A 26,418-nucleotide genomic window follows, 5' to 3' on the forward strand; every position below is an offset into this window, starting at 1 on the left:
ATAATTTTAGTGCAGAAACAAAAAAGCACCCGTTGGGGTGCTTTTTGCGGTTCTTCCGCGGCTGAATTAGTTCATGCCGTACTTTTTCAACTTCTTGCGAAGTGTGCCACGGTTAATGCCTAGCATATTCGCAGCTCTTGTTTGGTTGCCACGAGTATAAGTCATAATCTCTTCTAGAAGTGGTTTTTCTAGCTCAGATAAAACCAAGTCGTAGACTTCAGTAGAATCTTGACCATTTAACGTTTGTAAGTAGTTACGAACTGCTTTTTTAACTTCGTTACGTAACGGCTGAGGCTTGTCAGCTGTTTGGATGTGCGCATTTGTAATGAACGGAGTCTGTACGTTTTGATCAAACATGGTTTACTTCTTCTCTCTAAAATTGTTAAGACTAAAGTTACTGTGTTGTGGGCAGTAACTTTCTATTTATTTAAATTTGGTCGAAATACCCATTTAATGTTTCGATTTGAACCTCACCAGATTCAATTCCATTAAATAGTTTTCGAAAAGACCTATCCGTGTCTTGATCTTCTAGGTACCACCCAACATGCTTTCGCGCAATTCGGGGCCCCATCACATCGCCATATAGTTGGTGCAAATTCGCGACATGCTCCAACAATATGCTACGAACCTCTTCCTTTTCTGGTGGCGCCAGAATGTGACCGGTTCGTAAAAAGTGATCGACTTCTCGAAATATCCAAGGTCGACCCTGCGCGCCGCGTCCAATCATAAGACCGTCCGCGTTAGTAAACTCTAAAACTTCTTTAGCTTGCTGTGGTGTACGAATATCACCATTAGCAATCACAGGAATCTTTATTGCTTCTTTAATCTCTTTAATGGTGTGGTATTCCGCGTTGCCTTTGTACATGCAGGCGCGGGTTCGACCGTGTATTGCTAAGCATTGAATTCCATTCCGTTCAGCAATTTTCGCGATTTCCAAACCATTTCTATTGTCAGGATCCCAACCAGTACGGGTTTTAAGCGTTACTGGAACCTTAACTGCACCTACCACAGCCTTAACGATTTTCTCGACTAATTCTGGGTATTGCATTAAGGCAGAACCTGCCATTTTTTTATTAACTTTTTTAGCCGGACAACCCATATTAATATCGATTATCTGAGCACCGTTTTTTTCGTTAAATGCAGCCGCTTCCGCCATCAAATCAGGGTCCGCACCGGCAATTTGAACAGAACGTATGCCTGTTTCGCCCATGTGGTCCATTCGATTTAAAGACTTATCCGTTTTCCAAACCTTAGGGTTTGAAGACAACATTTCCGAAACGGCTAAACCAGCGCCCATTTTTCTACATAACTGTCGAAAAGGTCGATCGGTCACACCCGCCATTGGCGCAACAATTAAATTGTTGTCTAACGTGTAAGGACCAATTTGCATGTTAATACTTACCTTCTCTTAACGACTATGTTTATTGGCTGTCCCAAAAAAGGGCGGCAAGTTTACTGTTTTTTTCGACAAAATCAAAGGTTGTTTTTTAAACAAATTTTGTGTTTTTTTCGGTCTTTACTATTGACATTTAAATTTGAGTATTAACACTAAAAAAAATGTCTAGAATTGCTAATTAGTTAGTGAAAAAAGCAGTAAAAAGGCCGTGTGTAGGTTGACAAACGGCCTAGTTATTGAGTAGAGGTACAAGCTTTAAGATGTAATTATTTTGAAAAAAAATTTAGATTATTTTATTTTTCCGTTAATCCTTACCCACTCGTCTTCTTGTTCAGGTGGTAATAAATCAGTTAGGCTTTTGTAGGCGTCTGCTACATCATCGGCTTGCTCAGCCAAAATTCCCGAAAGTGCTACTAATGTGCCCGGTTGTCCGTATCCACAAATCACTTCTTTAAGCTCTTTTAACGGTCCCGCTAAAATATTGGCAACAATGACTTCAGTTTCAAACTGAGGTGCATCTTCTGGCAAGTACAATTCAATTTGATCTGCAACGCCATTTCTTTGTGCGTTTTCTTGGCTGGCGATGATCGCTTTAGGGTCGATGTCGATACCAATCGCTCGTTTGGCACCAAGCTTCAGCGCTGCAATGGCTAAAATGCCGCTGCCACAGCCAAAGTCTAAGACCGTTTTGTCGCTTAAATCCATCGCCTCTAACCATTTTAAACACAATGCCGTGGTGGCATGAGTTCCGGTACCAAATGCTAGTCCAGGGTCTAAAATAACGTTGATTGCTTCTGGATCTGGAATGTCGCGCCAGCTTGGACAAATCCATAAACGTTCACCAAACTTAATAGGGTGAAAGTTGTCCATCCATTCGCGTTCCCAGTCTTTGTCTTCAACTTGTTCAATTTTATAACTGAAGTCATTGTCCATATTTGGGTGGTTAGCAATAGAACGAACGACAAAGTCCATATCATCAGCGGCATCAAATAAGCCAACACAGGTAGATGTTGCCCAGTAAGTCACGTCGCCAGGTTTCAGCTCATAAATGGCCTGTTGCTCATTACTCGCAGTGAAGGTGACGGATTGACACCCAATATCCATTAAAAAGTCACTTATCGAATCTACATGATCCGCTAATACTGCAAATCGGATTTGCACCCAAGCCATAATTATTTCCAAACTGTAATTCTAAAGTGGCAATTTTAGTTTAATTTGAGCTTAGAAGGAATTGCCCATTGGAATAAACCTGCGCTTTTGTTCCCGCTTTATTCTTTCTGCTGTTAAAATAAAGACAATTTATTGAATACCACCCATTTAAGGCTTTATTTATGCTTAGTTATCGCCACGGCTTTCACGCTGGCAACCATGCCGATGTATTAAAACATACGGTTTACCAATTAGTTTTAAAGTATTTAGGCAAAAAAGATAAGCCATATAGCATTGTAGATACGCATGCCGGCGCAGGCGCTTATCAACTAATGGATGAGTTTGGTCAGAAAAACAAAGAGTATGAAACAGGTATCGGAAAATTATGGAACGCATCAACGACGAATATGCCAGAGGCGATTCAAGATTATGTATCGGCGGTTCGTCGTTTTAATACCGAGTCAGAGCAAGCCGATTTAAACGTTTATCCAGGCTCACCTTGGTTTGCTTTAGATGAATTGCCTTTAGAAGGAAAGGGCTTCTTTCACGAGTTACATCCAAGCGATTTTGAACTGTTACGCAGTTTTGTCCGCACAAATCGTTATCGAAAAGTAATTAAAGGCGATGGCTTTAAAGAAAGTGTGGGATTATTTCCACCGCCTAGTCGTCGCGGTGTTGCTATTATTGACCCTCCCTATGAATTAAAAGAAGACTACCATCGCGTTGTTGAATACGTAACGGCAATGAAAGCGCGGTTTGAATCTGGTGTTTATATGATTTGGTATCCAGTTGTAGACAGATACCGCATTGACGGAATGGAACACGCGTTGAAAAAGTCAGGCATCAGAGACATCCAAGTTTTTGAATTAAACGTACTTCCTGATACAGACGAGAGAGGTATGACTGGGAGCGGCATGATTGTTATCAATGCGCCGTATACACTTAAGCAACAAATGCTCGAGGTTTTACCTTATTTAGATGAGCAACTTGGTGAGCAAGGCAGTTCATGGCGATGTGAGCAACTTGTTGAAGAGTAATAGTTAATTGACTAGACTCGCTGTAATTGAATGTTTTTTACTCAAAGGATAAAAGAATGATAAAAAGTAACTTATTAAAAACAGTATCTGTACTTGCGCTAACAGCAGGTTTGGCAGCGTGTTCTGGAAATGGCGATAGTAACTCTGCTTCTAAAGCCGAAAGTGTATTAAATGAAAAAACTGGAAATGTCGTTGTTTCAGCTTCTAACGAAGCGATTAAAGCGGCGGTGAAAAATCCACTGCGTGGAGAAGCGTCAAAAAGAGATATGTATCGTCACCCGGCAGAGACGTTAGCGTTTTTTGGCTTGCAACCAAATATGACGGTCGTTGAAATTTTACCAGGCGGTGGTTGGTACACATCTATTTTGAATCCTATTTTAAGCGCCAAAGGCCAGTTATACGCAGCGCATTTTCATCCGTATGAAGGCGCGCCGGGTTATTACGCGCGTTCGCTAGCAGGCTTTAAAGAAAAAGTAGCGAACGATCCGCTTTATAAAGGAATTGAAGTAACTGAATTTCATCATATTAAAGCACATGATATAGCGCCGGAAGGTAGTGCTGACATGGTGCTAACTTTCCGTAATGTTCATAACTGGTACATGGGCGACGGTGATGAAGGCGTTGAGCAGGCATTTGCGGCGTTTTATAAAGCACTTAAGAAAGGCGGTGTGTTAGGGGTTGTTGAACATCGTATGCCAGAAAGCCAAGACCAAGCTGCGAATAAAAACTCTGGTTATATGAAACAATCTTACGTCATTGCTGCAGCGGAGAAAGCGGGCTTTGTTTTAGAAGCGTCGAGCGAAGTAAATGCAAACGCAAAAGATACAGCAAATCATCCAAAAGGTGTTTGGACTTTACCACCACGCCTAGCGAACGGTGATGTAGATAGAGAAAAATATGTTGCGATTGGCGAGAGCGATCGTATGACGTTAAAGTTCGTTAAGAAATAAGTAAAAAGAAGAATCAAAACTGGCGGTTTACTTAACGAACTCGCCAGTTTTGCTCCCCGAAAGTATTAGTGTTTAAAATTAAGTTCTATTTTTAACTCATTACTACCGCCCTCTGCACCACCACACATTTCATCGTAAGCAGATTGATGGACTAGGTATGCGCTTTTAACGCGACATTCATTAAGCGCTTCTTTCACTTGGCTGACATTTTTAAATTTAACGATATTATCTTGGTCGTCAAAAACATAGCCTTTGTGATCGTTGTAGTCGACTTCTAGAAGATAATCGCCCATTTCAAAAGAGTGGATGTTTATTTCAGGAATTTCAATGTCATTAAAGTTTAAATGGGACAATCTATGTTTCATTGGTCGCTCCAGAGAAGTCTAGTTTCGGGCTTTCGTTATAGGTGTTTAGGGTAAGTATTTTTGCCGTTAATAGATTTACGCTGACTTTTTCAAAATAGATTAATTAATCATCAATAAATTTACATTTTGACGTGTTATACTCCCGCGCAAATTTTTAATGACCTTCTATTCAGTGGATAAAGATATGAAAATATTGGTGATTGGTGGTGGTGGCCGTGAACATGCATTAGCGTGGAAAGCAGCTCAAAATGATTTGGTTGAAACGGTATTTGTTGCGCCAGGTAATGCAGGCACTAGCCTAGAGAAGAAACTTAAAAATGTAGATATTGGTGCTGAAGACATTGATGGCTTATTACAATTTGCCAAGCAAGAGCACATCGCCTTAACGATTGTTGGACCAGAGGCTCCATTAGTTATGGGAGTGGTTGATCGGTTTGAGCAAGCTGGATTAAAAGTATTTGGTCCTTCACAAGGCGCTGCGCAACTTGAAGGTTCAAAAGCATTTACTAAAGACTTCTTAGCTCGCCAAGCGATTCCAACCGCGGCATATCAAAATTTCACTGAAATAGAACCTGCAATTCAATATGTGCATGAACAAGGTGCACCAATTGTTATTAAAGCCGATGGTCTAGCTGCCGGCAAAGGCGTTATCGTTGCGATGACGCTTACAGAAGCAGAAGACGCCATCAAAGACATGCTAGCCGGTAATGCATTCGGCGAAGCTGGTTCTCGCGTAGTTATTGAAGAGTTCTTAACAGGCGAAGAAGCAAGCTTTATAGTCATGGTTGACGGTAAAAATGTGTTACCAATGGCAACTAGCCAAGATCACAAGCGCGCCTATAACGGTGATAAAGGCCCAAATACTGGTGGCATGGGTGCCTATTCTCCAGCGCCTGTTGTTACACCTGAAATTCATGATCGTATTATGGATGAGGTGATTTATCCTACGGTTAAGGGTATGGCGGATGAAGGTCACCCTTATACTGGTTTTTTGTATGCGGGTTTGATGATTGATGAGTCAGGCACACCAAAAGTAATCGAATACAACTGCCGTTTTGGCGACCCAGAAACGCAACCTATTATGATGCGAATGCAGTCGGACTTGGTTGATCTTTGTTTTACAGCATTAGCTGGTGAATTAGATAAGGCCACAATTGAATTTGATCCTCGTCCAGCTGTAGGAGTTGTATTAGCGGCTGCAGGATACCCTGGTAATTATCCAAAAGGAGATATTATCTCTGGTATTCCAGCGGCAACAGACGCGACAAAAACCTTTCATGCAGGCACAAAAGACCAAGATGGCAATGTGGTCACAAACGGCGGGCGTGTATTGTGCGCAACGGCGATGGGAGATTCGGTGACTTCTGCACAACAAGCGGCGTACCGACTTGTTGAGCAGATTAAATGGCAAGGTGTTGAATATCGTACTGATATTGCTTACCGTGCTATTCAACGAGAGTCGTAAATTCGTTTAGAATTCGTATGAAAAGCCAGCTTGGTATTTGATGTCCGTTTTCTTAACATCGAGTACCGGTTGGCTGTCATGCTCAACTAACAATCCAAACTTAAGCGATAAACTTTCGGTTAATTTAGACTTAATCGATAAACGGTTATAAGCCCTAAAGTCACTGAATTTGCTTATATCTGGTTGATAGTAAAGTGTATTAGATAACTCTGCGCCGTTGTTCAGTGGCACCGTAGTGACCCAATATAAACTTAAACGAGTTTGATCAAATTCGAGCGTTTGGCCGTTTACTTTATATTCTTCTTGTTCTTGAAAAATACCTAAGCCTGCTGTGTTTTTATCTGAAAACTCTTTTCTATAAGCAACACCAATAAGATTCCTAGATTCAAGTGACTTAAAGTCATCAGTATTACTTTGAGCGAACACTTCAAAAGCTTCGTTTGTTGAAAAGTAATAGTTATATCTAGCATGCAAAAATGAACTGTCTTCACTTTTAACATCGTTACTTTTTGCGTAGTCGCGACTAGCCATTACAAAACCAAAGTGTTCATTGCTTCGTTCTGAGTGATAGATACCAAATGAGAAATCTTCTTTGTCTGAGTTACCGCTTTTACCTGATAAGTCTAAAGATAAACTGGTGAAACTTGGTTTGTCTTGTGAGCGCTGACGTAATGATTCTGTTTCGTCTATCGCCGCAGCACCAGCGGACATGAGTAAAGAGGAGAGTATCGTTGACGCGATTAGAGTGTTATTAAACTTCATAACTTCCTTAGCCTGCTAAATTAGGGCAGGCAATTTATCATTATTGCAACTGAACTTACAATGCCAAGCAGCCAAACAGTACTACGAAGCTTGTCCCAGTTCAGCCAGTAACAGGCTAAATAGAGTAAACGACAGACAACAAAAGTAACGGACAATATTGCGATATTGCGAGTTACATTACCTGTAGCAATAGCTAGTAGTATGGCTGGCGCAAACAAAATAAGCGCTTCGAAAGAGTTTTCATGCGCCGCTAAACATCGAGCTCCGAAACCTTTTAATGCTCGTTGTTGCTCACGAGGGTGCTGATTGTCATAACCTGTGCGGTGGCTTGTACCTTGTTTGTGCATAGCAATCGCTAAGGGAGCTTTTGCTACGTATGGCAACAAGCAAGCGACAATTAAGCTATAAATCATCCATGTAAGTTCGTTCATAATTATTCCTATTTATTAATTGCACTTTCATTACAGACTAATGCAATTTTTGTTTGAATTGAGTTTACTGAAATTCGAGAAACACCTTCAGGGCAAATAGTGCTTACGTCTTGGAATAACGACCAGGCTTTATCTGTACCTAACTGCCAAGTAAATAGCTTACTTTTGCTGGCTGTAAGTAACGTGCTGTCATCAAACCAAGTGTAATATTGACTACGGGCAGGCATAGCAATAAGTTCAGTGGTTTTTTTAGTATTTGCGTTAAAGGCCCATATGGTTTGTTGCTGCTCATTTCCCTTTGAGTAGGTGAATAAGTCTTTAGTTGAGTTATAGCGAATACTACGGCCAATGTTTTTATCTACTTTAAGCGCGTTCGTGGTTTGATATTTATCAAAATACTGCAATGTCATTGGCTCACCTAAAACAAAAGTGGTTAAGTCTGACTGTTTTCCCCAAGCGTGATATCCAACGGGCTTAATAGCGCGATTTAGCATTTGTTGCTGACCGGTTTTGGTATCGACGGTCCAAAGGCGTTGCGTACCGTCAGGCTCAACTTTGATGATTGAAAGCTGTTGTTCCTTGAGTGGGGTTTCCAATGGCGAGTATTCGCTGCTTTGTATTGTTCTGGTTAGATTTGAGTGCGTGTTACTGGCAAAGTGATAATAAAAAATATCAGCTTGTTGCTCACCTAAATGGTTGTTTAGCATTTTTGTGTAGTACAAGCCTTGATGATCTTTGCTAAAAGAAGGTTGATTGTCATAACCTGCTCGGTTGGTAATATTTTTTGCACTTTCTATTTTTACGGTTTTATCACTATTGATATCGATTAACCAAATATCGGTTTGTGCATGGCTAGAAAGGCTTAAGGCGATTCCAACAGAGAAGATTAATTTGCGCATCAGGTGTTCCTTTTTGTTATTTTTAGATTTTTCCAGTCGGGGCAAAACTTGACGGTGTCGCTTTATCACTTTATAACAAAGCTTACTCATAACTAAGAAAAAATTCTATGTCGGTTAAACATCCAATTATTGCCGTTACTGGTTCATCAGGTGCTGGTACAACAACAACGACTAATGCGATTACCCATATTTTTAGAAATTTAAATGTGGACGCAGCGTTGTTAGAGGGCGACAGCTTTCATCGTTATGCGAGAGCAGAGATGGATGTTGAAATCCGCAAAGCCCAAGAGCAAGGCAAACATATTTCATATTTTGGCTCGGAGGCTAACGACTTTGGCGCACTTGAGTCGTTATTTAAGAGTTATTCAGAAACTGGCACAGGAAATGTGCGTAAATATCTGCATTCATTTGATGAGGCGGTGCCTTATAACCAGATGCCAGGCACATTTACCCCTTGGCAGGAATTACGACCTAATACTGATTGTTTGTTTTACGAAGGCCTGCATGGAGGAGCGGTAACGGACGAACACAACGTCGCCAAACATGTCGATCTTCTTATAGGTATGGTACCAATTGTAAACCTTGAGTGGATTCAAAAAATAATTCGCGATACAAATCAACGCGGTCATAGCCGTGAAGCAGTAATGAGCTCCATTGTGCGCAGTATGGAAGATTATTTTACGCATATTACGCCACAGTTTTCTCGGACTCACATTAACTTCCAACGTGTACCGACCGTTGATACTTCTAATCCTTTTAGCGCAAAAGACATCCCAACATTAGACGAAAGCTTTGTAGTTATCCGCTTTAGAAATCTTCAAGGTGTTGATTTTCCATATTTATTACAAATGATCGATGGCTCTTTTATGTCACGAATCAATACTTTTGTTGTGCCCGGGGGCAAAATGGGATTAGCACTTGAACTTATTATGACCCCATTAATCGAAAATCTAATAGAGAAGCGTCGCAAGCTCATTGGTCAGTTAGACTGGATAGACAATAAAAAATAACTGACAAAACTAATCTACACACTACACTTTTGTTGGCGAAAGAAGAACCTTTTTGGATCAATTTGGTGCACTGGTTGTGCCATTTTGGTGCGTACTTGTTTTTTTATTCGCCCTGCTTGTATTATGCTGTTGAATTAAAACAACTTTTATTATGGCACGAAATTAGCTCTTGGTTGGGCACAGGACAACAAGAGTTGTTTATAAAAAGACAATATTTATCATCTGGAGAAAAAAATGTCTGATTCGGTTTTAAACCTTATTAAAGAAAATGAAGTTAAGTTTATTGATTTACGCTTTACCGACACGATAGGTAAAGAGCAGCATGTGACTATTCCGGCGCATCAAATCGATGAAGACTTTTTTGAAGACGGAAAAATGTTCGACGGCTCTTCAATTGCAGGTTGGAAAGGAATTAATGAGTCTGACATGATTTTAATGCCAGATGCTGATTCAGCAGTTTTAGACCCATTCACAGAAGAAACAACGTTAAACGTTCGTTGTGACATTGTAGAGCCTACTACAATGCAAGGTTATGAGCGTGACCCTCGCTCTGTTGCTCGTCGTGCAGAAGATTACATGCGTGCTGAAGGTATTGCAGATGAAGTTTTCATTGGTCCAGAGCCAGAGTTTTTTGTATTTGATGATGTAAAATTTAAAACAGACATGTCAGGTTCGTCTTACAAAATTGATGCGGCCGAGTCGGCATGGAACTCTGATAAGCATTATGAAGACGGTAACATGGGTCACCGTCCGATGGTTAAAGGCGGTTATTTCCCAGTACCACCAGTTGACTCATCACATGACTGGCGTTCATCTACTTGTTTAGTAATGGAAGAAATGGGCTTAACGGTTGAAGCGCATCACCATGAAGTAGCAACAGCAGGTCAAAACGAAATCGCGACTTTGTTCAATACGCTAGTATTAAAAGCCGACGAAGTACAAATTTATAAGTATGTTGTGCACAACATGGCACATGCTTACGGCAAGACAGCGACTTTCATGCCTAAGCCAATCGTTGGTGACAATGGTTCTGGTATGCACGTGCATCAATCATTACAAAAAGGCGGCGAAAACCTATTTGCTGGTGATAAGTATGGTGGTTTATCTGAAACTGCACTTTATTACATTGGCGGTATCATTAAGCATGCTAAAGCAATCAATGCGTTTACAAATGCTTCAACAAACTCTTACAAGCGTTTAGTTCCAGGATTTGAAGCGCCAGTAATGCTTGCTTACTCTGCACGTAACCGTTCAGCTTCTATTCGTATTCCAGTAGTACCTTCGCCAAAGGCACGTCGTATCGAAGTACGTTTCCCTGACCCAACAGGTAACCCGTACTTAGCATTTACGTCTATGTTAATGGCTGGCCTAGACGGTATCAAAAATAAGATACACCCTGGCGATGCAATGGATAAAGACTTGTATGATCTTCCAGCTGAAGAAGCTGCAGCAATCCCACAAGTAGCTTCTTCTTTAGAAGAGGCGTTAAATGCGCTAGATGCAGACCGTGATTTCTTAACGGCTGGTGGTGTAATGACAGACGACATGATTGATGCTTATATTGAACTTAAGCGTAAAGAAGTTGAAAAGCTAAACATGACGACTCACCCGGTTGAGTTTGAAATGTATTACAGCTTATAAGCTAGAATTAACTTTTAATTTTAAAAGCTAAAAAATAAGCCCACTTTAATCAGTGGGCTTTTTTTCTGGTGTATTTTCCCAAAATTGGTTAAATTCTAACTATCTATACTTAATAAGGTTGAGAGGACATGAGGAAGTTCGTATTGCTGCTTTTGGTTTGCCTAATTGCAACTCAAACCTTTGCAGCGGCCAACAAAAAGATTTACGTTTGGCGTAACGCAGAGGGTGTATTGGTTTTTTCTGATTCGCCAATTGCAGACGTTAATGCAGATACAGTGGATGTGAATGCAACACCTAATATTATTAAATCCGTTGATACAAATATTTTGGAAGGCAAAAAAGATCCTGCCGAAAATAAGATATCTATTGAAATCCTTAAGCCAACAGCGGAAGAAACAATAAGAGATAATACAGGTTCAGTATATATATCAGGTGCAATTAAACCCTCTTTTAAACGCGGTTTGTCAGTTGTACTGAAGCTAGACGATAAAAAAGTAAAAGGCCCTCAAAAATCTGCCGTTTTTATTCTTAGAAATGTTGATCGTGGTGAACACCGAGTTCAATTGGAAGTTTGGAACGAATCAGGCAAGGTTATTGCAGTTAGTAAGCCGGTTACCTTTTTTCTTCACAGAGCGTCAGTTAATTCACCAAATTAGTGCATTTAGCTTTGAGTCAAAAGGAATTATGACTTAGACTAAATGTCCTATGCACCATAATGGTGCGGAGTGTTAACGGTGAGTAAATATCCTATTCAATCTTCAATTAGTGAACAAATATTAGAGCAACTTACTCTCGCCGTGGTTTTAGTGGATCGTGATATACGCGTGATATTTGCAAACCAGCAAGCTGCCACTATTTTTGGCCAAACACGTAAAAAGCTGATTTCTCAGCAGTTACTTAGACTGCCTATCAAACATAGTTTTCCTGAAGGGCTGTTTGAACAATTATGGAGTTCTCAACAGTCTTTTTCTGACCATGAAGTAGAGTGGTTTTTTATTGATGGACGCCATGTCATTTCAGAGGTCAATGCCGACCTCGTTATGGTTGATGGAGCACCTGCGTGTTTATTGCAGATACGTGATAATGACAACCTTCGCCGAATTAATAGTGAAAATGCTCATAAGCACCATATTAGTGCATCCCGACATTTGATTCGTGGACTGGCACATGAAATTAAAAATCCATTAGGTGGGATACGCGGCGCTGCACAGCTTTTGTCTCGAAGCTTAGATTCAGATGAACTTCGAGAGTACACGCAAATGATCATTGATCAATCTGATCGGTTAAAAGAGTTAGTAGATCGACTGTTAGGCCCAAATACACCACCGAAACGAAGTGCGACAAATATTCACAGTATTTTGGAGCGGGTTTGCAACTTAGTACAAATTGAATTGACCCACCATATTAATATTAAAAAAGATTACGATCCAAGCTTGCCGGAAATACTAGTTGATTCAAATCAGATAGAGCAAGCCTTATTAAATATCGTTCAAAACGCCTTATATGCAGCATCACAAGACTCGCATAGGAATGCCCACGAGTTAGGCGCCGTAACTATAAAAACTCGTTTTGAGGCCAGTAAAATCTTACATGGCAATACATTTAAAAAAGTGATCAAAATATCCATTATTGATAATGGACCAGGCATATCAGAACAAATTAAGTCAACGCTGTTTTATCCAATGATCACAGATAAACCCGATGGCAATGGATTAGGCTTGTCTATTTCCCAACGACTTATAGATCAACACAAAGGCGTTATAGAGGTTGATAGCTGGCCGGGACACACTGAATTCTCAATTTATTTGCCAATACAAGAAGCGGAGCAAAATCACAATGGTTAAAGTTTGGGTAGTTGATGATGATAACTCCATTCGTTGGGTATTGGAGAAAGCCTTGAGTCAAGGTGGCTTTAATGTGGAGTCTTTTGCGACGGGCGAACTAATATTACAACGTCTTGAACATGAGCAACCTGAAGCGATATTTTCCGATATTCGTATGCCTAACATGGACGGTATGCAGTTGCTGCAAAATATCCAGCTTCAATTCCCGGACTTACCCGTTGTGATCATGACGGCACATTCAGATTTAGACAGTGCGGTTAACGCATTTCAGCACGGTGCTTTTGAGTATTTACCAAAACCATTTGATATTGATGATGCTGTTTCTTTAGCAAAAAAAGCAGTAGAACATAGTAAAAACCTGGCTAAAAAAAATAAGCCAGAAGAGAGCAAACCTGGCTCGGAAATTATTGGTGAAGCGCCGGCAATGCAAGAGGTATTTAGGGCGATTGGTCGCTTATCTCGTTCGAGCGTTAGCGTACTTATTAATGGTCAGTCAGGCACAGGTAAAGAGCTTGTAGCCCATGCATTACACAAACATAGTCCAAGAGCCTCAGAAACTTTTGTTGCGCTGAATATGGCGGCGATACCAAAAGAGTTAATAGAGTCGGAGTTGTTTGGTCACGAAAAAGGCGCTTTTACCGGTGCAACTGCAACAAAAAAAGGACGATTTGAACAAGCAGACGGTGGTACTTTATTTTTAGACGAAATTGGTGATATGCCTCTTGATGTGCAAACTAGGCTATTAAGAGTATTAGCTGAAGGACAATTTTACCGAGTTGGCGGACATGAACCCGTGTCTGTAGATGTAAGAATTGTTGCAGCAACACATCAAAACTTAGAGCAACTTGTATTAGATAATAAGTTTAGAGAAGACTTATTTCACCGTTTAAACGTGATACGAATTCATATTCCCGCGTTAAAAGATCGCCAACAAGATATCGCGAAACTTTGCCGTCATTTCTTATATAAAGCCGCAGAAGAATTGGCCGTTGAGGTCAAAAGTATTAGTAAACCCGCGTTAGAATTTTTAGAAAATTACAATTGGCCAGGCAATGTCCGTCAGCTAGAAAATACCTGTCGATGGTTAACCGTTATGGCCAGCGGTAAAGAAATTCTATTTGAAGATCTGCCACCGGAAATGATAACGGCCAACAAAAACCAGGCAACAACTTCATCAGATATAAGTGAAGACGAACAGGCGTGGACAAATGTGTTTGAGAGTTGGTTAAAGGAACGTTTGGAACGCGGTGATAATGACATTATTTTGCAAGCCCAAGCGGACTTTGAACGGTCGCTGATAAACACGACTTTAAATTTCTGTAATGGCCATCGTCAAATGGCGGCAAAAAAAATTGGTTGGGGACGAAACACAATAAGTCGAAAAATGCGTGATTTGAAGCTGTAGAGAGACAAAGTTGGTTTCTTAAGTGTTTGATTTTTAAAAGGTTCAGGTACAGAATTACGCCGTTTTTTTTGCATTCTTGCTGCTAACTTACTAAGTTCTTTATTCAATAACGAATAGGGAACTAAAATGAAAAAACTTCTTAAAAAAGAATTACCTGTACTATTATTTTGCTCATTGTGTGGCGGCATATCAACAGCTCAAGCTGAACTTATTGGATACGACTTATTAAACGGCGATTTAAACGCCTCACTTGGACTCACGTATTATCAAAATAATGCGGCGGGTCAATTCTCAAGTGCTCAAGATGCATTTGCTAAATACCAAAGCTCGTTTGGCTCAACTAATAATGTACCTGATGGTTTAATAGACTTAAGTGGTCAAGGTTTACTCGATAACTTTGGTTTAGTGATGCCGGCATCAGACTATGCGTTTTTTGGCATATCCGACACCCTAAATTCAAGTAATCCATCTGGTGATGCGGAGGCTGAGTGGGGATTCAATATTGCCAATTATAATAATCTATCGGTAGATATAGACTTTGCGGCAATGGGTGACTTTGAAGCGAGTGATACTTATTCTTTAACTTATGCCATTGATGATGGGCCCTTTTCAACGCTATTTGCGTTTAATGCGGAAACCTCTCAAGCACTAAATTACACTATGGTAAACGGTAATCAGCGTATGCTTAACGATCCCATAAGTATCCGCAGCGCAAACAGCCCATTCTCATTTAATTTAACAAATAATTTTAGTCAATATTCCTCATATATCGCAGGTGAAGGCAGTACTTTAAGATTGCGAATGCAAGCAAATGCCGATGGTGGCACAGAAGGGTTTGGCTTTAGTAATATTCGAATCAATGGCACTGGGCTTTTAACTTCAACACCTGACTTACCAGACAACCCGACAACTAGTGTTAGTGAGCCAGGTACGTTACTCATTATGTCACTGTCTTTATTAGGTTTTGCTAGAAGGTTAAGGTGTTAAAGATTGCATCCGTACTCTCATTTTAGAGCACGATTACTTAGCTTGAAAACTAAGTCGCCCCGAAAGATCCATCATGGTCAAATGAACTTTAATTAGCTTGTTTAGTTGGGCGTCATTTGAAGCGTTAGCATTAGATTTACTGAGGCTAAAGGGGATAGCATCACTTTCCAGATTAATGGTCTCAGATTCACTTTTTATTTCTAGATTAACAAGGACGTTTTCTAGATTTGGCAATACAGTTAAATTTAAATGCCAATAAGCAGATTCGGGATTCATTTGCACTTCGAAGCCATAGTCACTTAAATACTGGTTGATTGCATTTCGATGCTTATCAGCAACGTTGACATACACGGTTTTATTCCGTTCATTAATAAAAGCTAAGTACTTGTCTGTATCAAACAGGTAATAGTTTTTTGTAATATTGTCGTCGATTAATGTTGTTACCTCTGTTGTTGCAGCGTTTATCCAGACGTCATTTTTTGGCCATTTATATTGGGATAGTATGTTTTTAACGTTCAGATTGTGTTCCGCTTCTGTAGCAATCCAGTGGTATTTACGTGGCGTAGAAAATGGAATTAAGGCACTGATATCTTCATCAAGATTGATTGTGAGTTCTGTGTTAGCCGTGCCACATAACTCGTTGCCTATTTTTTTGATATTTTGTTGTAAATTTATGGTGTCGGATTTAAACGCGGAACCAATTACCAGTTGCTCAGCTTGAGATTGGGTAACGCCATATTTTTTTTGTAGCTGTTGTTCAATATCGCTTTTATCGACAAAGAACTGCTTTTTAACAAGTTGTAAGCTGTATTCTTTTAAAGCCGAAGCATTTGACGCACCATACATACAAATGTTGGTTGCTATTAAAAATGCGCGTGGTGACGGTTGCACTTTGATATCTACAGTGTTCGCCGATGCAGCCCCAGCCATCAAAGCCAATCCAGCCAGCCCTATATAATTTCTTACTTTCTGCTTAAATGGGTGAATTATCACTGCGCGCTTTCCTTTTATAACTTACAGTCGGTTATCGACATAATCTTGCGGTAAACCAACCGAGACTGCAAACACGCGCTGATTCATTGGTGTTTGGTAAATTTTACCATCTGCTTTGTCTTTTATTTTTTCGGCAATATCGGTGTTTTTCCATTTAACGATTTGTGCAATAGCACTGTTGCTAGAAGGTTTTACCGTTGCGACGGCGATAGGCTCAACAAACCCTTGTTGGTATTGAAATAAAATCATTGTTTCGTTATTCAAAATACCTGCGTTGCGACCTCTATCTAAAGTAACTTGGTTGTTTTTAAAAGCAACGACTTGAGCACTTGATGGCATCTCGATTAATAAGCGTGATAACAACACGTCAAACGCTTTTGACGCCATGGAATTAAAAACAGCTTGAACGTTATCTTGATTAGAATAGTCAAACCCAGTGTAATAGCGGTTGTTCACTTCTGTGTATACAAGAGACTCTTTGCTACGAACGTCAGTACCTTTTACTCTAATTTTACCAAGGTTCGGATATGCTAGTTTTTGTTTGGTATAAGGGTCAATCACACTGGTTGTCATTTCTATCTGGTATTGAGCCAACCCGTTATGCTCACCATAAAATCGGTCCGCGGTTTTAATCGTATCTATTTTTACGGCATAGTCTGGACGCAATACTTTGCTGTTTTTGTTAAGTTCAGCGACGGTTTTTATATCTTGTTCAGTAAATTGTTTTTGCTTTTCTGCATTGATCACATCGTCATCGTTTGTGACGATTTTAAAACGATTAACACCCGCTAGTTGACTCTCTAACATCAGTCCTAATGTTTGGTTATTTAGCTTTGTCAACGCGGCAGACTCAGAAGCAAACTTGCTGTTTATTTGGTTATCGCCAAAATAAATTCGAATTGCTTTTTTATCTAATGGACAAGCACTCTTTTCTAGTTGAAAGTCATCATCACAAAATTGTAAGCCTTGGGTATCAAAGTTGGCAGGAACTTGAATGTCTTTATCTTCAAAATCATAGGCGCTTTTGGCGATACGCATTAATGATAGCTTTGATGTTGGTGCCGAAGTTTTCGTTTGTTCGGCCGGATATTGTATTGTTTGGCTCGCGCAGCCTGTTAGTGTTAATACGGCTGTTAATACAAGTAATTTCATGTTCATTCCCTAATACTATCTGTTGTGACAATCATAGTTTGGTGTCTAATATTTTCTGAATTTCTTTTGTTATTTCAATGACTGATTTTTCTTCTTCAATAAATTCGTTGGCAACACGAGTCATGTGAATACGAGCTTGGGCCAGTTCAAAACCTTGATTTGTCCGGTGTGCATTTAATAACATGGCGATGCCTTCTAGCTTGAGCATCTCCTCAAAATTATCTCTTAGAATAAGAGATAAACGAGCGCCTAGTAGAACTAACTCTGCAGCCAAGCGTGCATTTTCAGCTTGAATGCTATTGCTCGCTGCTTGATACTCTTTAAGTTTTGTGGCTATTTTCTCTTTATTATTTGAATGTCGCCGATCAAATCTTTCAGCTTCGATTTTAAGCTCCTGCGGCGTTTTGTCTTTGTTAGCCATTACAAATGACATAACGTCACGATGATTATCTACCAGTATTTTGTATTTTTTTAAAAGGCTACGCTGATTTCTAAACACACTCAGGATAGCCTGACTAACACTGTCGAAAATCGGTGAAACGGCATGATGGCGAAACCCGACTTTTTTCATGTCGTTGTCTATTCTAGTTACTCGCTGGTCACGGTCTAATTTTCGAGCTTGCTCCTTAGTTAACAGCTGGTGCTCACCAAACGCGACAAACGATTCGCCAAATTGGTTGACTTGTGTCTGCATTGCACACCCAGACAACCCAAAAAGCGCGATTGTAACCACGACTATTTGAAAAAGGTTTTGGTGTGTCCGCCACATCGTACTTATTTACTGCCTAATGATAATTGATTAACAAAGTTGTTTTGTGCAGCAACCATAACGCTGTCTTTATTATCACCTAATTCAAAAGCGGTAATAGGTCGTTGCACGACAATTTTTTTATTATAAGTAACAACTTGCTGTGCCTCTATTTTTACTGCATGAATGGGTGCTTGGTCAAAATACGAAATCGTCGGGCCTAAAATAATTATTTCTACTTTGTTGCTGGCATTTGGCTTTTTAGTTAATAGCGATTGATATTGAAGTTGTAGTCGGTCATTAATATTAATGAGTTGTGACGACTGTTGATGAGACTTATGTTGAGCTTGAGTTGCGCCAACAACAAGCGATATATCTGTTTCTGAAAGTATGTTTATAAAATGTTCTTTAAAGTTGCTTAACTGACTTTTTATAAAACGCTTGTCTTGGTTGTGCTGTGTAAGCAAAGACACATACTTTTCTACTTTAGTGAGTTGTGGCCACAACAAGACACCGTTACTAATTATCTGAGCTGAGTCTTGATTGCTCATTATTAATGGCACAACTTGAATGTCTAAATAATTATGAATTGAGTCAAAGACACTTTTTTTATCAACTTGCATTAACACGTGAACAACGCCGTTAACTTGTTGGCTTTTTAACACTGTCGCGTTAATAAAACTAAATTGTTCTGAATTAAGCACACCATAACTCTCAATGCTTTGAGTCACTTGGTTTTGTGCGTTTTTTACATTGTTAGTGAGTGTTGTATTTGCAACATCAACGATGAGTCGGTTGCTTAATTGCTCTAAGGCATTTGATTTTGCTGACTCTAAGTTATTGCCACTACCCGTAGTGATGAATAAATTTGAAGTATCCTGTGGTGGTGAAATTGACCAATCAGGAAATGTTGAGGAGCAGGCGGTTATAACGATTAGACTAAGGACCATCCATAGAGTTTTGTGCATAAAATCCGCCTGTATTAATGTTATTCTGCCAAATTAATGAGTCTTACAAAGTTAGTCAATGCAAGACTCATAAAGTTTCTTAACAAGATGTGTATTGCCTTGTTAATTTAGCATAATTTTAGTGAAGTAACTCGGCGAGAACGCGTTGTTCAAGCAATTGCTTGGCATGTTCAATATCAGGCGCAAAATAACGATCTTCATCATAAAACGGGACGACAGCACGCAATCTAGCCTTGCCTTCCTCTACCATCGCCGATGACTTGTGCGGCGCTCTGAAATCCAAACCTTGGCACGCAGCTAACCATTCAACCGCTAAGATCGCAAAAGTATTGTCTGCCATGTCTTGTAATCTTCTTGCCGCAAAGGTGGCCATAGAAACGTGATCTTCTTGGTTTGCACTGGTTGGTAAGCTATCAACTGAAGCTGGATGAGCGTAGCTCTTGTTTTCAGATGCTAAAGCCGCAGACGTAACTTGGGCAATCATGAAACCTGAGTTTACTCCGCCGTTATCCACTAAAAATGGAGGTAACTTGCTTAGGTTCGAGTCGATTAACATGGCCATTCGACGCTCTGAAAGCGCGCCAATTTCTGAAATCGCAATGGCTAAGTTATCCGCCACCATAGCGACCGGCTCAGCATGGAAGTTACCACCTGAAATAATGTCAGCGCCATCATCGTGTAAAAAAACGAGTGGATTGTCTGTTACACCGTTTGCTTCGGTTTTTAAAATATCGCCGGCGTGACGGATTTGCTGTAAACATGCCCCTAATACTTGAGGCTGACATCTTAATGAATAAGGGTCTTGGACTTTGTCGCATTGAATGTGTGATGCGCCAACACCCGATGTTTCAGTTAATACTTTTCTAAATGCCGCCGCAATGTCGATTTGACCTTGCTGACCGCGAGCTAAATGGATTCTTTCATCAAAAGGGGAACGAGAGCCAAGCGCTGCTTCTACCGTTGTTGCGCCAATCATAATAGAAGATGCTAATAAGTCTTGTGCTAAAAAGTAACCTTTTAATGCTAACGCCGTAGAGGTTTGGGTGCCATTTAATAATGCTAAACCTTCTTTAGGCGCCAGTTCTATTGCCGATAAACCAGCTTTTTTTATACCTTGTTCTGAGTGAACAATATCGCCATTGATTCTAACGACGCCTTCGCCCAACAACGGTAATACTAAGTGAGCCAGTGGCGCTAAATCGCCGGATGCGCCTACTGAGCCTTTAGCTGGGACGCAAGGGTACACCTCATTATTGACCAAGCTAATTAATGCTTCGATAACCGATAATCTAATGCCAGAAAATCCGCGAGCTAGTGAGTTGATTTTAAGCACCAGCATCAATCGAATGACATTGTCACTTAAGTACTCGCCAGTACCGGCTGCATGCGACAATACGATTTTGCGTTGTAGAATTTGCAATTCTTGTTTTGAGATTCGTGTATTGGCCAATAAACCAAAGCCGGTATTAATTCCATAAACGACTCTGTCTTCATCGATAACTTTTTGCACCGCTTGTTGGCTTTTATTAATAGCGTCTTTGCAAGACTCATCAAGACTAAGTTGAACGGGCGCATCGTAAATTTTACGAAGTGTATCAAGGTCTAACGTCCCTGGTGTAAGTACTAATTTGTTCATTATTTTACTTCCTTAGCTACCGCGTCATTTTCCAGCGACGGTAAGTTTAAACCTTGTTCTTTTGCACAATTAATTGCGATGTCGTAACCCGCATCGGCATGTCGCATAACGCCTGTGGCTGGGTCGTTCCAAAGGACGTTTGCCAATCTTTGCTCCGCTTCTGCAGTACCGTCGGCAACGATGACTACACCGGAGTGCTGGCTAAAGCCCATGCCAACACCACCGCCATGATGTAAGGAAACCCAAGTTGCCCCACCTGCGGTATTTAATAATGCGTTTAATAAAGGCCAGTCTGAAACCGCATCTGATCCGTCTAACATGGCTTCGGTTTCTCTATTTGGGCTCGCGACTGAACCTGAGTCTAAGTGATCACGACCAATCACTATGGGAGCCGATAACTCGCCGCTTTTCACCATGTCGTTAAAGGCTTTGGCGATTCGAGCGCGATCTTTTAATCCAATCCAACAAATACGTGCTGGTAAACCTTGGAATTGAATACGCTCTCTGGCCATATCTAACCAATTATGTAAGTGCAGGTTATCAGGGATCAGTTCTTTTACTTTGGCGTCGGTTTTATAGATGTCTTCAGGATCGCCTGATAACGCAACCCAACGGAATGGACCAATACCTTCACAAAATAATGGGCGAACATAGGCGGGCACAAAACCAGGGAAGTCAAAGGCATTCGTTACGCCTTCTTCTAGCGCCATTTGACGAATGTTATTGCCGTAGTCTGTTGTTGCGGCACCTGCGGCTTGAAGGTCTAACATGGCTTGGACTTGTTTCGCCATTGACTGCTTAGCGGCTTTGACAACAGCAGCTTCATCTTTTTTGCGCATTTCTGCGGCATGTTCCATGCTCCAGCCTAGAGGCAAGTATCCATTTAATGGGTCGTGAGCAGAAGTTTGGTCGGTGACCACATCAGGTGTGATGCCGCGCGTGACCAATTCAGGGAATATTTCTGCTGCGTTGCCAAGTAAACCTACCGACACAGCCTGTTTATTTGCGACCGCCTCATCAATCATGGACAAAGCTTCATCTAACGTTGTGGCTTTTTTATCAACATAGCCAGTACGTAAACGGAAGTCGATTCGTGATTCGTCACATTCAACAACGAGTGCTGCGTATCCCGCCATTGTTGCCGCTAGAGGCTGTGCACCACCCATTCCACCAAGGCCACCAGTTAAAACCCAGCGGCCAGAAGCGTCACCATTAAAATGTTGTTTTGCCATGGCAACAAAGGTTTCGTAGGTACCTTGAACAATGCCCTGCGAGCCAATATAAATCCAAGAGCCTGCTGTCATTTGGCCGTACATCATAAGGCCTTGCTTATCGAGCTCGTTAAAGTGTTCCCAGTTTGCCCAATGTGGTACTAAATTAGAGTTCGCAATTAATACTCTAGGGGCGTTGTTGTGTGTATTAAACACGCCCACTGGTTTACCTGACTGAACTAATAAAGTTTGATGATCTTCCAGTTGATCTAACACTTCTACGATTTTGTCGAATGATGGCCAATCTCTTGCTGCACGGCCAATCCCGCCATACACCACTAAGTTTTGCGGATGCTCTGCAACTTCTTCGTCTAGGTTGTTCATTAACATGCGCTTTGCGGCTTCTGTTTGCCAAGACTTCGCGGTGATTTCAGTTCCGCGAGGGGCGCGAATGACGCGCGTAGAATCGAAACGTTGATTTGACATGATGTATTCTCTTTTATAATTTTTTGTATTTGTATTTGTATTTGTATTTGTATTTGTATTTGTATTTGTATTTGTATTTGTATTTGTATTTGTATTTGTATTTGTATTTGTATTTGTATTTGTATTTGTATTTGTATTAGTGCTTGCCAAAGGTGAGCTGGCCACCAAGGCGGTAGCTAGAACCTGGATATATAATTCGAGCAAAACAAACGACGTTATTTTTACTCGACGTACGGCGGATCAATTGCAAACAGGGTTCTTGATTAAAAAGCTGTAACCATTCACAAACTTGTTCAGTTGGCGCAACAGCCTCAATGGTATGACGCGCTTCAGTGAGAGGAGCGACGTGTGATAAATATTCATGCGGTGAGGTGCTCGTGAAGTCTTGTGACAAATAGTCAGGCGCGGCCTTTGGGTTAATAAAGCGTTCTTCAACTTGTACGGCTTTATCATTGTCAAAATGGACAATAACAGAACGAAAAACTTCTGAGTCCACTTCTACATCGAGTGCAATAGCAATGGGAGCAATAGCCTGAATAGTTTCCAATTCAATAACGGTGGCTTTGTGCTGGTGGCCACGAGCGGTAATTTCATCGGCGATGTCTTTAATTTCAAACATAGACCCTTGGCCTTTAAGAGAAGCCACGTAGGTACCTGAACCTTTAGTTCGGTTTAGAATGCCTTGTTGGCTCAGCTCTTCAACGGCTCGCCGTGCTGTCATTCTGCTAACTGCAAAATCATCAGCTAATTTATTCTCAGAGGGTACAAGGGCGTTTTCTTGCCACTCGCCAGATTCAATTTTTTCTAGAATGTACTTTTTAATTTGTTCAAACTTTGCTGTCATCTTGCGCTACCATCTAGTTGTTATTGGCTGATTGAAACCTTTTATAAAAGGTGACACACTAAACCTGTATATACAACTTAAAGTAATTCATAACCTCAAAGATCGTCAAGGTTGTTTAATGAAAAATTCTGAAGCATTACCGCAAACGTTTGACTTAGTTATAAAAAATGTTCACTTATTAACAATGGACAAAAAAACGCACCACCAGGCCTATGGGCTTATAAATGATGCAGCGATTGCTGTATTAAACGGGGAAATTAGCTGGCTAGGTCAAGCGACGGATTTGCCAGACATACCTTGTAAAAACGTGGTTGATGGCCAAGGCCAATTCCTATCGCCAGGGCTTATTGATTGTCACACGCACTTAGTGTTTGCAGGTAGCCGAGCTGATGAGTTTGAAAAACGCTTAAACGGTATGAGTTATAAAGAAATTGCCGAACAGGGCGGTGGTATTTTAAGTACGGTTAACGCAACACGAGAAGCTTCTTTTGATGAGTTATTGGCGTTAGCCGAAACCCGAGTGAATACCTTGATGAAAGAAGGTGTAACTTGCATCGAAATAAAGTCTGGATATGGTTTAAATACAGAAACAGAGATTAAGATGTTAAAAGTTGCACAAGCGCTTGAGCAGTCTTTTCCTGTAGAAATCCGACGTACGTTTTTGGGGGCACATGCGGTTCCTCCAGAATTTAAAAATGATCCAGATGGTTATATTGATTATCTCATTACGGATACTTTACCAGCACTTGTTGAACAAGACTTAGTCGATGCGGTTGATGGTTTTTGTGAAAATATTGGATTTAGTACAGAACAGATCAAAAAACTTTTTGACGCAGCAAAAAAATATAATTTGCCGGTTAAATTGCACGCAGAACAGCTAAGCGATAGTGGTGGTACGGGTTTAGTCATCGACATGGAGGGCTTGTCTGCGGATCATGTAGAGTATTTATCTGAAAAAGATTGTATAAAACTATCCCATTCTGTAACCATTCCTGTATTATTACCAGGTGCCTTTCATTCTTTGTCTGAAACGCAGCTGCCACCAATCAAAATATTAAGGGAATTAAACGTCCCAATGGCGATAGGTAGTGATTACAACCCGGGGTCTTCGCCACTATGTTCATTAAAGTTAATGCTTAGTTTGGCCTGTACTCATTTTAAATTAACACCAGAAGAGTCTTTACTCGGTGTTACTTGTAATGCAGCAAAAGCGTTGGGTTTAGACAAAGTTGGAGCATTAAAAGTAGGCTACAGAGCTGATTTTTGTTTATGGGATATAAAACACCCTGCAGAACTTAGCTATACATTCGGGATAAACCCGTTAACGCGAATGTGGATTCGCGGGCAAACCTGCTTTTTATAACGAATTACTTTAACTCGTCGTCGTTTAATTATGGCGTAAATGCGAACAAAACTTTGGTGATGTAAATATGACAACAACTATCGACTTATCTCGTTATGGCATTAATGAGCCGACTGAAATCTTGCATAATCCGTCTTACGAGACTTTGTTTGCAGAAGAAACGAAATCTGAATTATCAGGTTATGAAAAGGGAACCGTAACTGAGCTAGGCGCAGTTAACGTAAACACAGGTGTATTTACAGGTCGTTCACCTAAAGATAAATACATTGTATTGGATGATGTTTCACGAGATACCGTTTGGTGGAATTCAGAACAAGCACCAAATGATAACAAGCCATTAGACCCAGCGGTTTGGACTGACCTTAAAGGTTTAGTTTCAAAGCAACTTTCTGGTAAGCGCTTATTTGTTGTTGATACATTTTGTGGTGCAAATGCAAAAGTTCGCTTAAAAGTGCGCTTCATTACAGAAGTTGCTTGGCAGGCCCACTTTGTTAAAAACATGTTTATCCGTCCTACTGAAGAAGAATTAGCGACCTACGGCGATCCAGACTTTGTGGTTATGAACGGCTCAAAAACGTCTAACCCAGACTTTGAAAAGCACGGCATGAACTCAGAAGTATTCACTGTATTTAACATGACTGAAAAAATGCAGATCATTGGCGGTACTTGGTACGGCGGTGAAATGAAGAAAGGTATGTTCGCGATGATGAACTACTACCTTCCTCTGCAAGGCATGGCATCAATGCACTGTTCTGCAAACGTTGGTAAAGATGGTGACACCGCTATTTTCTTCGGTTTATCTGGTACAGGTAAAACAACCTTATCAACCGACCCTAAGCGTGAGCTAATTGGTGATGATGAGCATGGTTGGGATGACGATGGCATCTTTAACTTCGAAGGTGGTTGTTATGCTAAAACTATCGACTTGGATAAAGAAAGCGAGCCTGATATTTATAAAGCTATTCGTCGTGATGCGTTGTTAGAAAACGTTGCGGTAGATGAAAATGGCGTTATAGATTTTACAGATGGTTCGGTTACTCAAAATACTCGTGTATCTTATCCTCTATACCACATTGATAACATTGTTAAGCCGGTATCAAAAGCGGGTCATGCTAAGAAAGTTATATTCTTATCTGCTGATGCGTTTGGTGTATTACCGCCAGTGTCTAAATTAACAGATGCACAAACTAAATATCACTTCCTATCAGGCTTTACCGCTAAATTAGCAGGTACTGAGCGTGGTATTACTGAACCTCAACCAACGTTCTCTGCGTGTTTTGGTAAAGCGTTTTTAACTTTACACCCATTACAATATGCTGAAGTCTTAGTGAAGCGTATGAACGATGCTGGTGCAGAAGCTTACTTAGTAAACACAGGTTGGAATGGTTCTGGCAAACGTATTTCTATAAAAGATACGCGTGCAATCATTGACCGTATTTTAGATGGCTCAATCGAAAAAGCGCCAACTAAAAACGTACCAATTTTTAACTTAGAAGTACCAACTGAACTTGAAGGTGTTAACCCTGCAATTTTAGACCCTCGTGATACATACGCGAATGAAGCCGAGTGGACTGAAAAAGCGGAAGACCTTGCTGGTCGTTTCATTAAGTACTTTGAACAATATACTGATTTAGAAGACGGCGCTGAACTAGTAGCAGCAGGTCCACAGCTATAAG

25 protein-coding genes are annotated in these 26,418 nt (G+C 40.6%); 11 read left to right on the top strand and 14 right to left on the bottom strand.

From position 1 onward, the window contains the following. Positions 1–66: 66 nt before the first annotated feature. The 3 genes from fis to prmA form a co-directional block, all read right to left on the bottom strand. Positions 67–357, bottom strand: a complete 291-nt coding sequence (gene fis, locus J9318_RS03430; RefSeq protein ID WP_155695828.1) for a DNA-binding transcriptional regulator Fis — start codon at positions 355–357, stop codon at positions 67–69. A 70-nt stretch (positions 358–427) separates the two neighbouring features. Beyond that, the gene (gene dusB, locus J9318_RS03435; protein WP_210561178.1) at positions 428–1,390 is read right to left on the bottom strand and encodes a tRNA dihydrouridine synthase DusB; all 963 of its coding nucleotides are present in this window, start codon (positions 1,388–1,390) and stop codon (positions 428–430) included. A 294-nt stretch (positions 1,391–1,684) separates the two neighbouring features. Further along, positions 1,685–2,566 (bottom strand): 50S ribosomal protein L11 methyltransferase, encoded by an 882-nt coding sequence (prmA, locus tag J9318_RS03440; RefSeq protein WP_210561179.1) that lies wholly within the window; start codon positions 2,564–2,566, stop codon positions 1,685–1,687. Between the two features lie 161 nt (positions 2,567–2,727). On the opposite strand from prmA, the gene J9318_RS03445 reads away from it, so the two are divergent. Continuing rightward, complete coding sequence (locus tag J9318_RS03445) at positions 2,728–3,582, top strand: 23S rRNA (adenine(2030)-N(6))-methyltransferase RlmJ (RefSeq protein WP_210561181.1); 855 nt, start codon at positions 2,728–2,730, stop codon at positions 3,580–3,582. Between the two features lie 56 nt (positions 3,583–3,638). Beyond that, a complete protein-coding gene (locus J9318_RS03450; protein ID WP_210561183.1) occupies positions 3,639–4,532 on the top strand; it encodes a class I SAM-dependent methyltransferase in 894 nt (297 codons plus the stop codon). 65 nt (positions 4,533–4,597) lie between these two features. Here the strand turns inward: J9318_RS03450 and J9318_RS03455 are convergent, their stop codons facing one another. Beyond that, a complete protein-coding gene (locus tag J9318_RS03455) occupies positions 4,598–4,897 on the bottom strand; it encodes a DUF6482 family protein (RefSeq protein WP_210561185.1) in 300 nt (99 codons plus the stop codon). Between the two features lie 184 nt (positions 4,898–5,081). Here J9318_RS03455 and purD point away from each other — a divergent pair, with 184 nt between their 5' ends. Beyond that, positions 5,082–6,362: a phosphoribosylamine--glycine ligase gene (gene purD, locus J9318_RS03460; protein WP_210561187.1), complete on the top strand. Its 1,281-nt coding sequence runs from the start codon at positions 5,082–5,084 to the stop codon at positions 6,360–6,362. A 6-nt stretch (positions 6,363–6,368) separates the two neighbouring features. Here purD and J9318_RS03465 read toward each other — a convergent pair whose 3' ends face one another. The 3 genes from J9318_RS03465 to J9318_RS03475 are packed head-to-tail and all read right to left on the bottom strand — an operon-like array spanning position 6,369 to position 8,454. Further along, the gene (locus J9318_RS03465) at positions 6,369–7,124 is read right to left on the bottom strand and encodes a DUF481 domain-containing protein (protein ID WP_210561189.1); all 756 of its coding nucleotides are present in this window, start codon (positions 7,122–7,124) and stop codon (positions 6,369–6,371) included. A 20-nt stretch (positions 7,125–7,144) separates the two neighbouring features. After that, entirely contained in the window at positions 7,145–7,555 is a 411-nt protein-coding gene (locus tag J9318_RS03470; protein ID WP_244731856.1) for an MAPEG family protein, read from the bottom strand. A gap of 8 nt (positions 7,556–7,563) precedes the next feature. Continuing rightward, on the bottom strand, positions 7,564–8,454 hold the full coding sequence (locus tag J9318_RS03475; protein WP_210561194.1) for a TolB family protein: 891 nt from the start codon (positions 8,452–8,454) through the stop codon (positions 7,564–7,566). A gap of 107 nt (positions 8,455–8,561) precedes the next feature. Between J9318_RS03475 and J9318_RS03480 the strand changes: the two genes are divergently transcribed. The 6 genes from J9318_RS03480 to J9318_RS03505 all read left to right on the top strand — a co-directional run bounded on the left by J9318_RS03480 (position 8,562) and on the right by J9318_RS03505 (position 15,341). Beyond that, complete coding sequence (locus tag J9318_RS03480; RefSeq protein WP_210561196.1) at positions 8,562–9,464, top strand: phosphoribulokinase; 903 nt, start codon at positions 8,562–8,564, stop codon at positions 9,462–9,464. 234 nt (positions 9,465–9,698) lie between these two features. Beyond that, a complete protein-coding gene (gene glnA, locus J9318_RS03485; RefSeq protein ID WP_210561198.1) occupies positions 9,699–11,105 on the top strand; it encodes a glutamate--ammonia ligase in 1,407 nt (468 codons plus the stop codon). Positions 11,106–11,233: 128 nt separating this feature from the next. Next, positions 11,234–11,761, top strand: coding sequence for a DUF4124 domain-containing protein (locus tag J9318_RS03490; protein WP_210561203.1), 528 nt, complete (start codon positions 11,234–11,236; stop codon positions 11,759–11,761). Positions 11,762–11,839: 78 nt separating this feature from the next. Beyond that, positions 11,840–12,949, top strand: a complete 1,110-nt coding sequence (gene glnL / locus J9318_RS03495; RefSeq protein ID WP_210561209.1) for a nitrogen regulation protein NR(II) — start codon at positions 11,840–11,842, stop codon at positions 12,947–12,949. Beyond that, positions 12,942–14,354, top strand: a complete 1,413-nt coding sequence (gene ntrC, locus J9318_RS03500) for a nitrogen regulation protein NR(I) (protein ID WP_210561211.1) — start codon at positions 12,942–12,944, stop codon at positions 14,352–14,354. The genes glnL and ntrC overlap by 8 nt, the downstream gene beginning before the upstream one ends. A 126-nt stretch (positions 14,355–14,480) precedes the next feature. After that, positions 14,481–15,341, top strand: a complete 861-nt coding sequence (locus J9318_RS03505) for a PEP-CTERM sorting domain-containing protein (RefSeq protein ID WP_210561213.1) — start codon at positions 14,481–14,483, stop codon at positions 15,339–15,341. Between the two features lie 33 nt (positions 15,342–15,374). Here J9318_RS03505 and J9318_RS03510 read toward each other — a convergent pair whose 3' ends face one another. From J9318_RS03510 to hutC, 7 genes are all read right to left on the bottom strand, one after another. Further along, positions 15,375–16,334: a hypothetical protein gene (locus tag J9318_RS03510; RefSeq protein ID WP_210561215.1), complete on the bottom strand. Its 960-nt coding sequence runs from the start codon at positions 16,332–16,334 to the stop codon at positions 15,375–15,377. A gap of 21 nt (positions 16,335–16,355) precedes the next feature. Next, on the bottom strand, positions 16,356–17,486 hold the full coding sequence (locus tag J9318_RS03515; RefSeq protein WP_244731858.1) for a hypothetical protein: 1,131 nt from the start codon (positions 17,484–17,486) through the stop codon (positions 16,356–16,358). Positions 17,487–17,517: 31 nt separating this feature from the next. Then, positions 17,518–18,180: a PLP-dependent aminotransferase family protein gene (locus J9318_RS03520; RefSeq protein WP_210561219.1), complete on the bottom strand. Its 663-nt coding sequence runs from the start codon at positions 18,178–18,180 to the stop codon at positions 17,518–17,520. Positions 18,181–18,260: 80 nt separating this feature from the next. Further along, positions 18,261–19,202, bottom strand: a complete 942-nt coding sequence (locus J9318_RS03525; RefSeq protein ID WP_210561225.1) for an LPP20 family lipoprotein — start codon at positions 19,200–19,202, stop codon at positions 18,261–18,263. Positions 19,203–19,320: 118 nt separating this feature from the next. After that, positions 19,321–20,838, bottom strand: coding sequence for a histidine ammonia-lyase (gene hutH, locus J9318_RS03530; RefSeq protein ID WP_210561227.1), 1,518 nt, complete (start codon positions 20,836–20,838; stop codon positions 19,321–19,323). Continuing rightward, entirely contained in the window at positions 20,838–22,535 is a 1,698-nt protein-coding gene (hutU, locus tag J9318_RS03535) for a urocanate hydratase (protein WP_210561228.1), read from the bottom strand. Before hutU ends, hutH begins: the two co-directional genes overlap by 1 nt. 136 nt (positions 22,536–22,671) lie before the next feature. Next, the gene (gene hutC, locus J9318_RS03540; RefSeq protein WP_210561233.1) at positions 22,672–23,379 is read right to left on the bottom strand and encodes a histidine utilization transcriptional repressor HutC; all 708 of its coding nucleotides are present in this window, start codon (positions 23,377–23,379) and stop codon (positions 22,672–22,674) included. 118 nt (positions 23,380–23,497) lie between these two features. Between hutC and hutI the strand changes: the two genes are divergently transcribed. Then, the gene (gene hutI / locus J9318_RS03545) at positions 23,498–24,742 is read left to right on the top strand and encodes an imidazolonepropionase (protein WP_210561235.1); all 1,245 of its coding nucleotides are present in this window, start codon (positions 23,498–23,500) and stop codon (positions 24,740–24,742) included. Between the two features lie 67 nt (positions 24,743–24,809). After that, the gene (gene pckA, locus J9318_RS03550) at positions 24,810–26,417 is read left to right on the top strand and encodes a phosphoenolpyruvate carboxykinase (ATP) (RefSeq protein WP_210561240.1); all 1,608 of its coding nucleotides are present in this window, start codon (positions 24,810–24,812) and stop codon (positions 26,415–26,417) included. The last annotated feature ends 1 nt before the right edge of the window (position 26,418 follow it).

It is taken from the genome of Psychrosphaera aestuarii (assembly GCF_017948405.1).
GTDB lineage: Bacteria > Pseudomonadota > Gammaproteobacteria > Enterobacterales > Alteromonadaceae > Psychrosphaera > Psychrosphaera aestuarii.

Excerpts from the sequence above, each read along its gene's own strand:
- fis (WP_155695828.1), bottom strand. The coding sequence starts at position 357 with ATGTTTGATCAAAACGTACAGACTCCGTTCATTACAAATGCGCACATC.
- dusB (WP_210561178.1), bottom strand. The coding sequence starts at position 1,390 with ATGCAAATTGGTCCTTACACGTTAGACAACAATTTAATTGTTGCGCCA.
- prmA (WP_210561179.1), bottom strand. The coding sequence starts at position 2,566 with ATGGCTTGGGTGCAAATCCGATTTGCAGTATTAGCGGATCATGTAGAT.
- J9318_RS03445 (WP_210561181.1), top strand. The coding sequence starts at position 2,728 with ATGCTTAGTTATCGCCACGGCTTTCACGCTGGCAACCATGCCGATGTA.
- J9318_RS03450 (WP_210561183.1), top strand. The coding sequence starts at position 3,639 with ATGATAAAAAGTAACTTATTAAAAACAGTATCTGTACTTGCGCTAACA.
- J9318_RS03455 (WP_210561185.1), bottom strand. The coding sequence starts at position 4,897 with ATGAAACATAGATTGTCCCATTTAAACTTTAATGACATTGAAATTCCT.
- purD (WP_210561187.1), top strand. The coding sequence starts at position 5,082 with ATGAAAATATTGGTGATTGGTGGTGGTGGCCGTGAACATGCATTAGCG.
- J9318_RS03465 (WP_210561189.1), bottom strand. The coding sequence starts at position 7,124 with ATGAAGTTTAATAACACTCTAATCGCGTCAACGATACTCTCCTCTTTA.
- J9318_RS03470 (WP_244731856.1), bottom strand. The coding sequence starts at position 7,555 with ATGAACGAACTTACATGGATGATTTATAGCTTAATTGTCGCTTGCTTG.
- J9318_RS03475 (WP_210561194.1), bottom strand. The coding sequence starts at position 8,454 with ATGCGCAAATTAATCTTCTCTGTTGGAATCGCCTTAAGCCTTTCTAGC.
- J9318_RS03480 (WP_210561196.1), top strand. The coding sequence starts at position 8,562 with ATGTCGGTTAAACATCCAATTATTGCCGTTACTGGTTCATCAGGTGCT.
- glnA (WP_210561198.1), top strand. The coding sequence starts at position 9,699 with ATGTCTGATTCGGTTTTAAACCTTATTAAAGAAAATGAAGTTAAGTTT.
- J9318_RS03490 (WP_210561203.1), top strand. The coding sequence starts at position 11,234 with ATGAGGAAGTTCGTATTGCTGCTTTTGGTTTGCCTAATTGCAACTCAA.
- ntrC (WP_210561211.1), top strand. The coding sequence starts at position 12,942 with ATGGTTAAAGTTTGGGTAGTTGATGATGATAACTCCATTCGTTGGGTA.
- J9318_RS03505 (WP_210561213.1), top strand. The coding sequence starts at position 14,481 with ATGAAAAAACTTCTTAAAAAAGAATTACCTGTACTATTATTTTGCTCA.
- J9318_RS03515 (WP_244731858.1), bottom strand. The coding sequence starts at position 17,486 with ATGAAATTACTTGTATTAACAGCCGTATTAACACTAACAGGCTGCGCG.
- J9318_RS03520 (WP_210561219.1), bottom strand. The coding sequence starts at position 18,180 with ATGCAGACACAAGTCAACCAATTTGGCGAATCGTTTGTCGCGTTTGGT.
- J9318_RS03525 (WP_210561225.1), bottom strand. The coding sequence starts at position 19,202 with ATGCACAAAACTCTATGGATGGTCCTTAGTCTAATCGTTATAACCGCC.
- hutH (WP_210561227.1), bottom strand. The coding sequence starts at position 20,838 with ATGAACAAATTAGTACTTACACCAGGGACGTTAGACCTTGATACACTT.
- hutU (WP_210561228.1), bottom strand. The coding sequence starts at position 22,535 with ATGTCAAATCAACGTTTCGATTCTACGCGCGTCATTCGCGCCCCTCGC.
- hutC (WP_210561233.1), bottom strand. The coding sequence starts at position 23,379 with ATGACAGCAAAGTTTGAACAAATTAAAAAGTACATTCTAGAAAAAATT.
- hutI (WP_210561235.1), top strand. The coding sequence starts at position 23,498 with ATGAAAAATTCTGAAGCATTACCGCAAACGTTTGACTTAGTTATAAAA.
- pckA (WP_210561240.1), top strand. The coding sequence starts at position 24,810 with ATGACAACAACTATCGACTTATCTCGTTATGGCATTAATGAGCCGACT.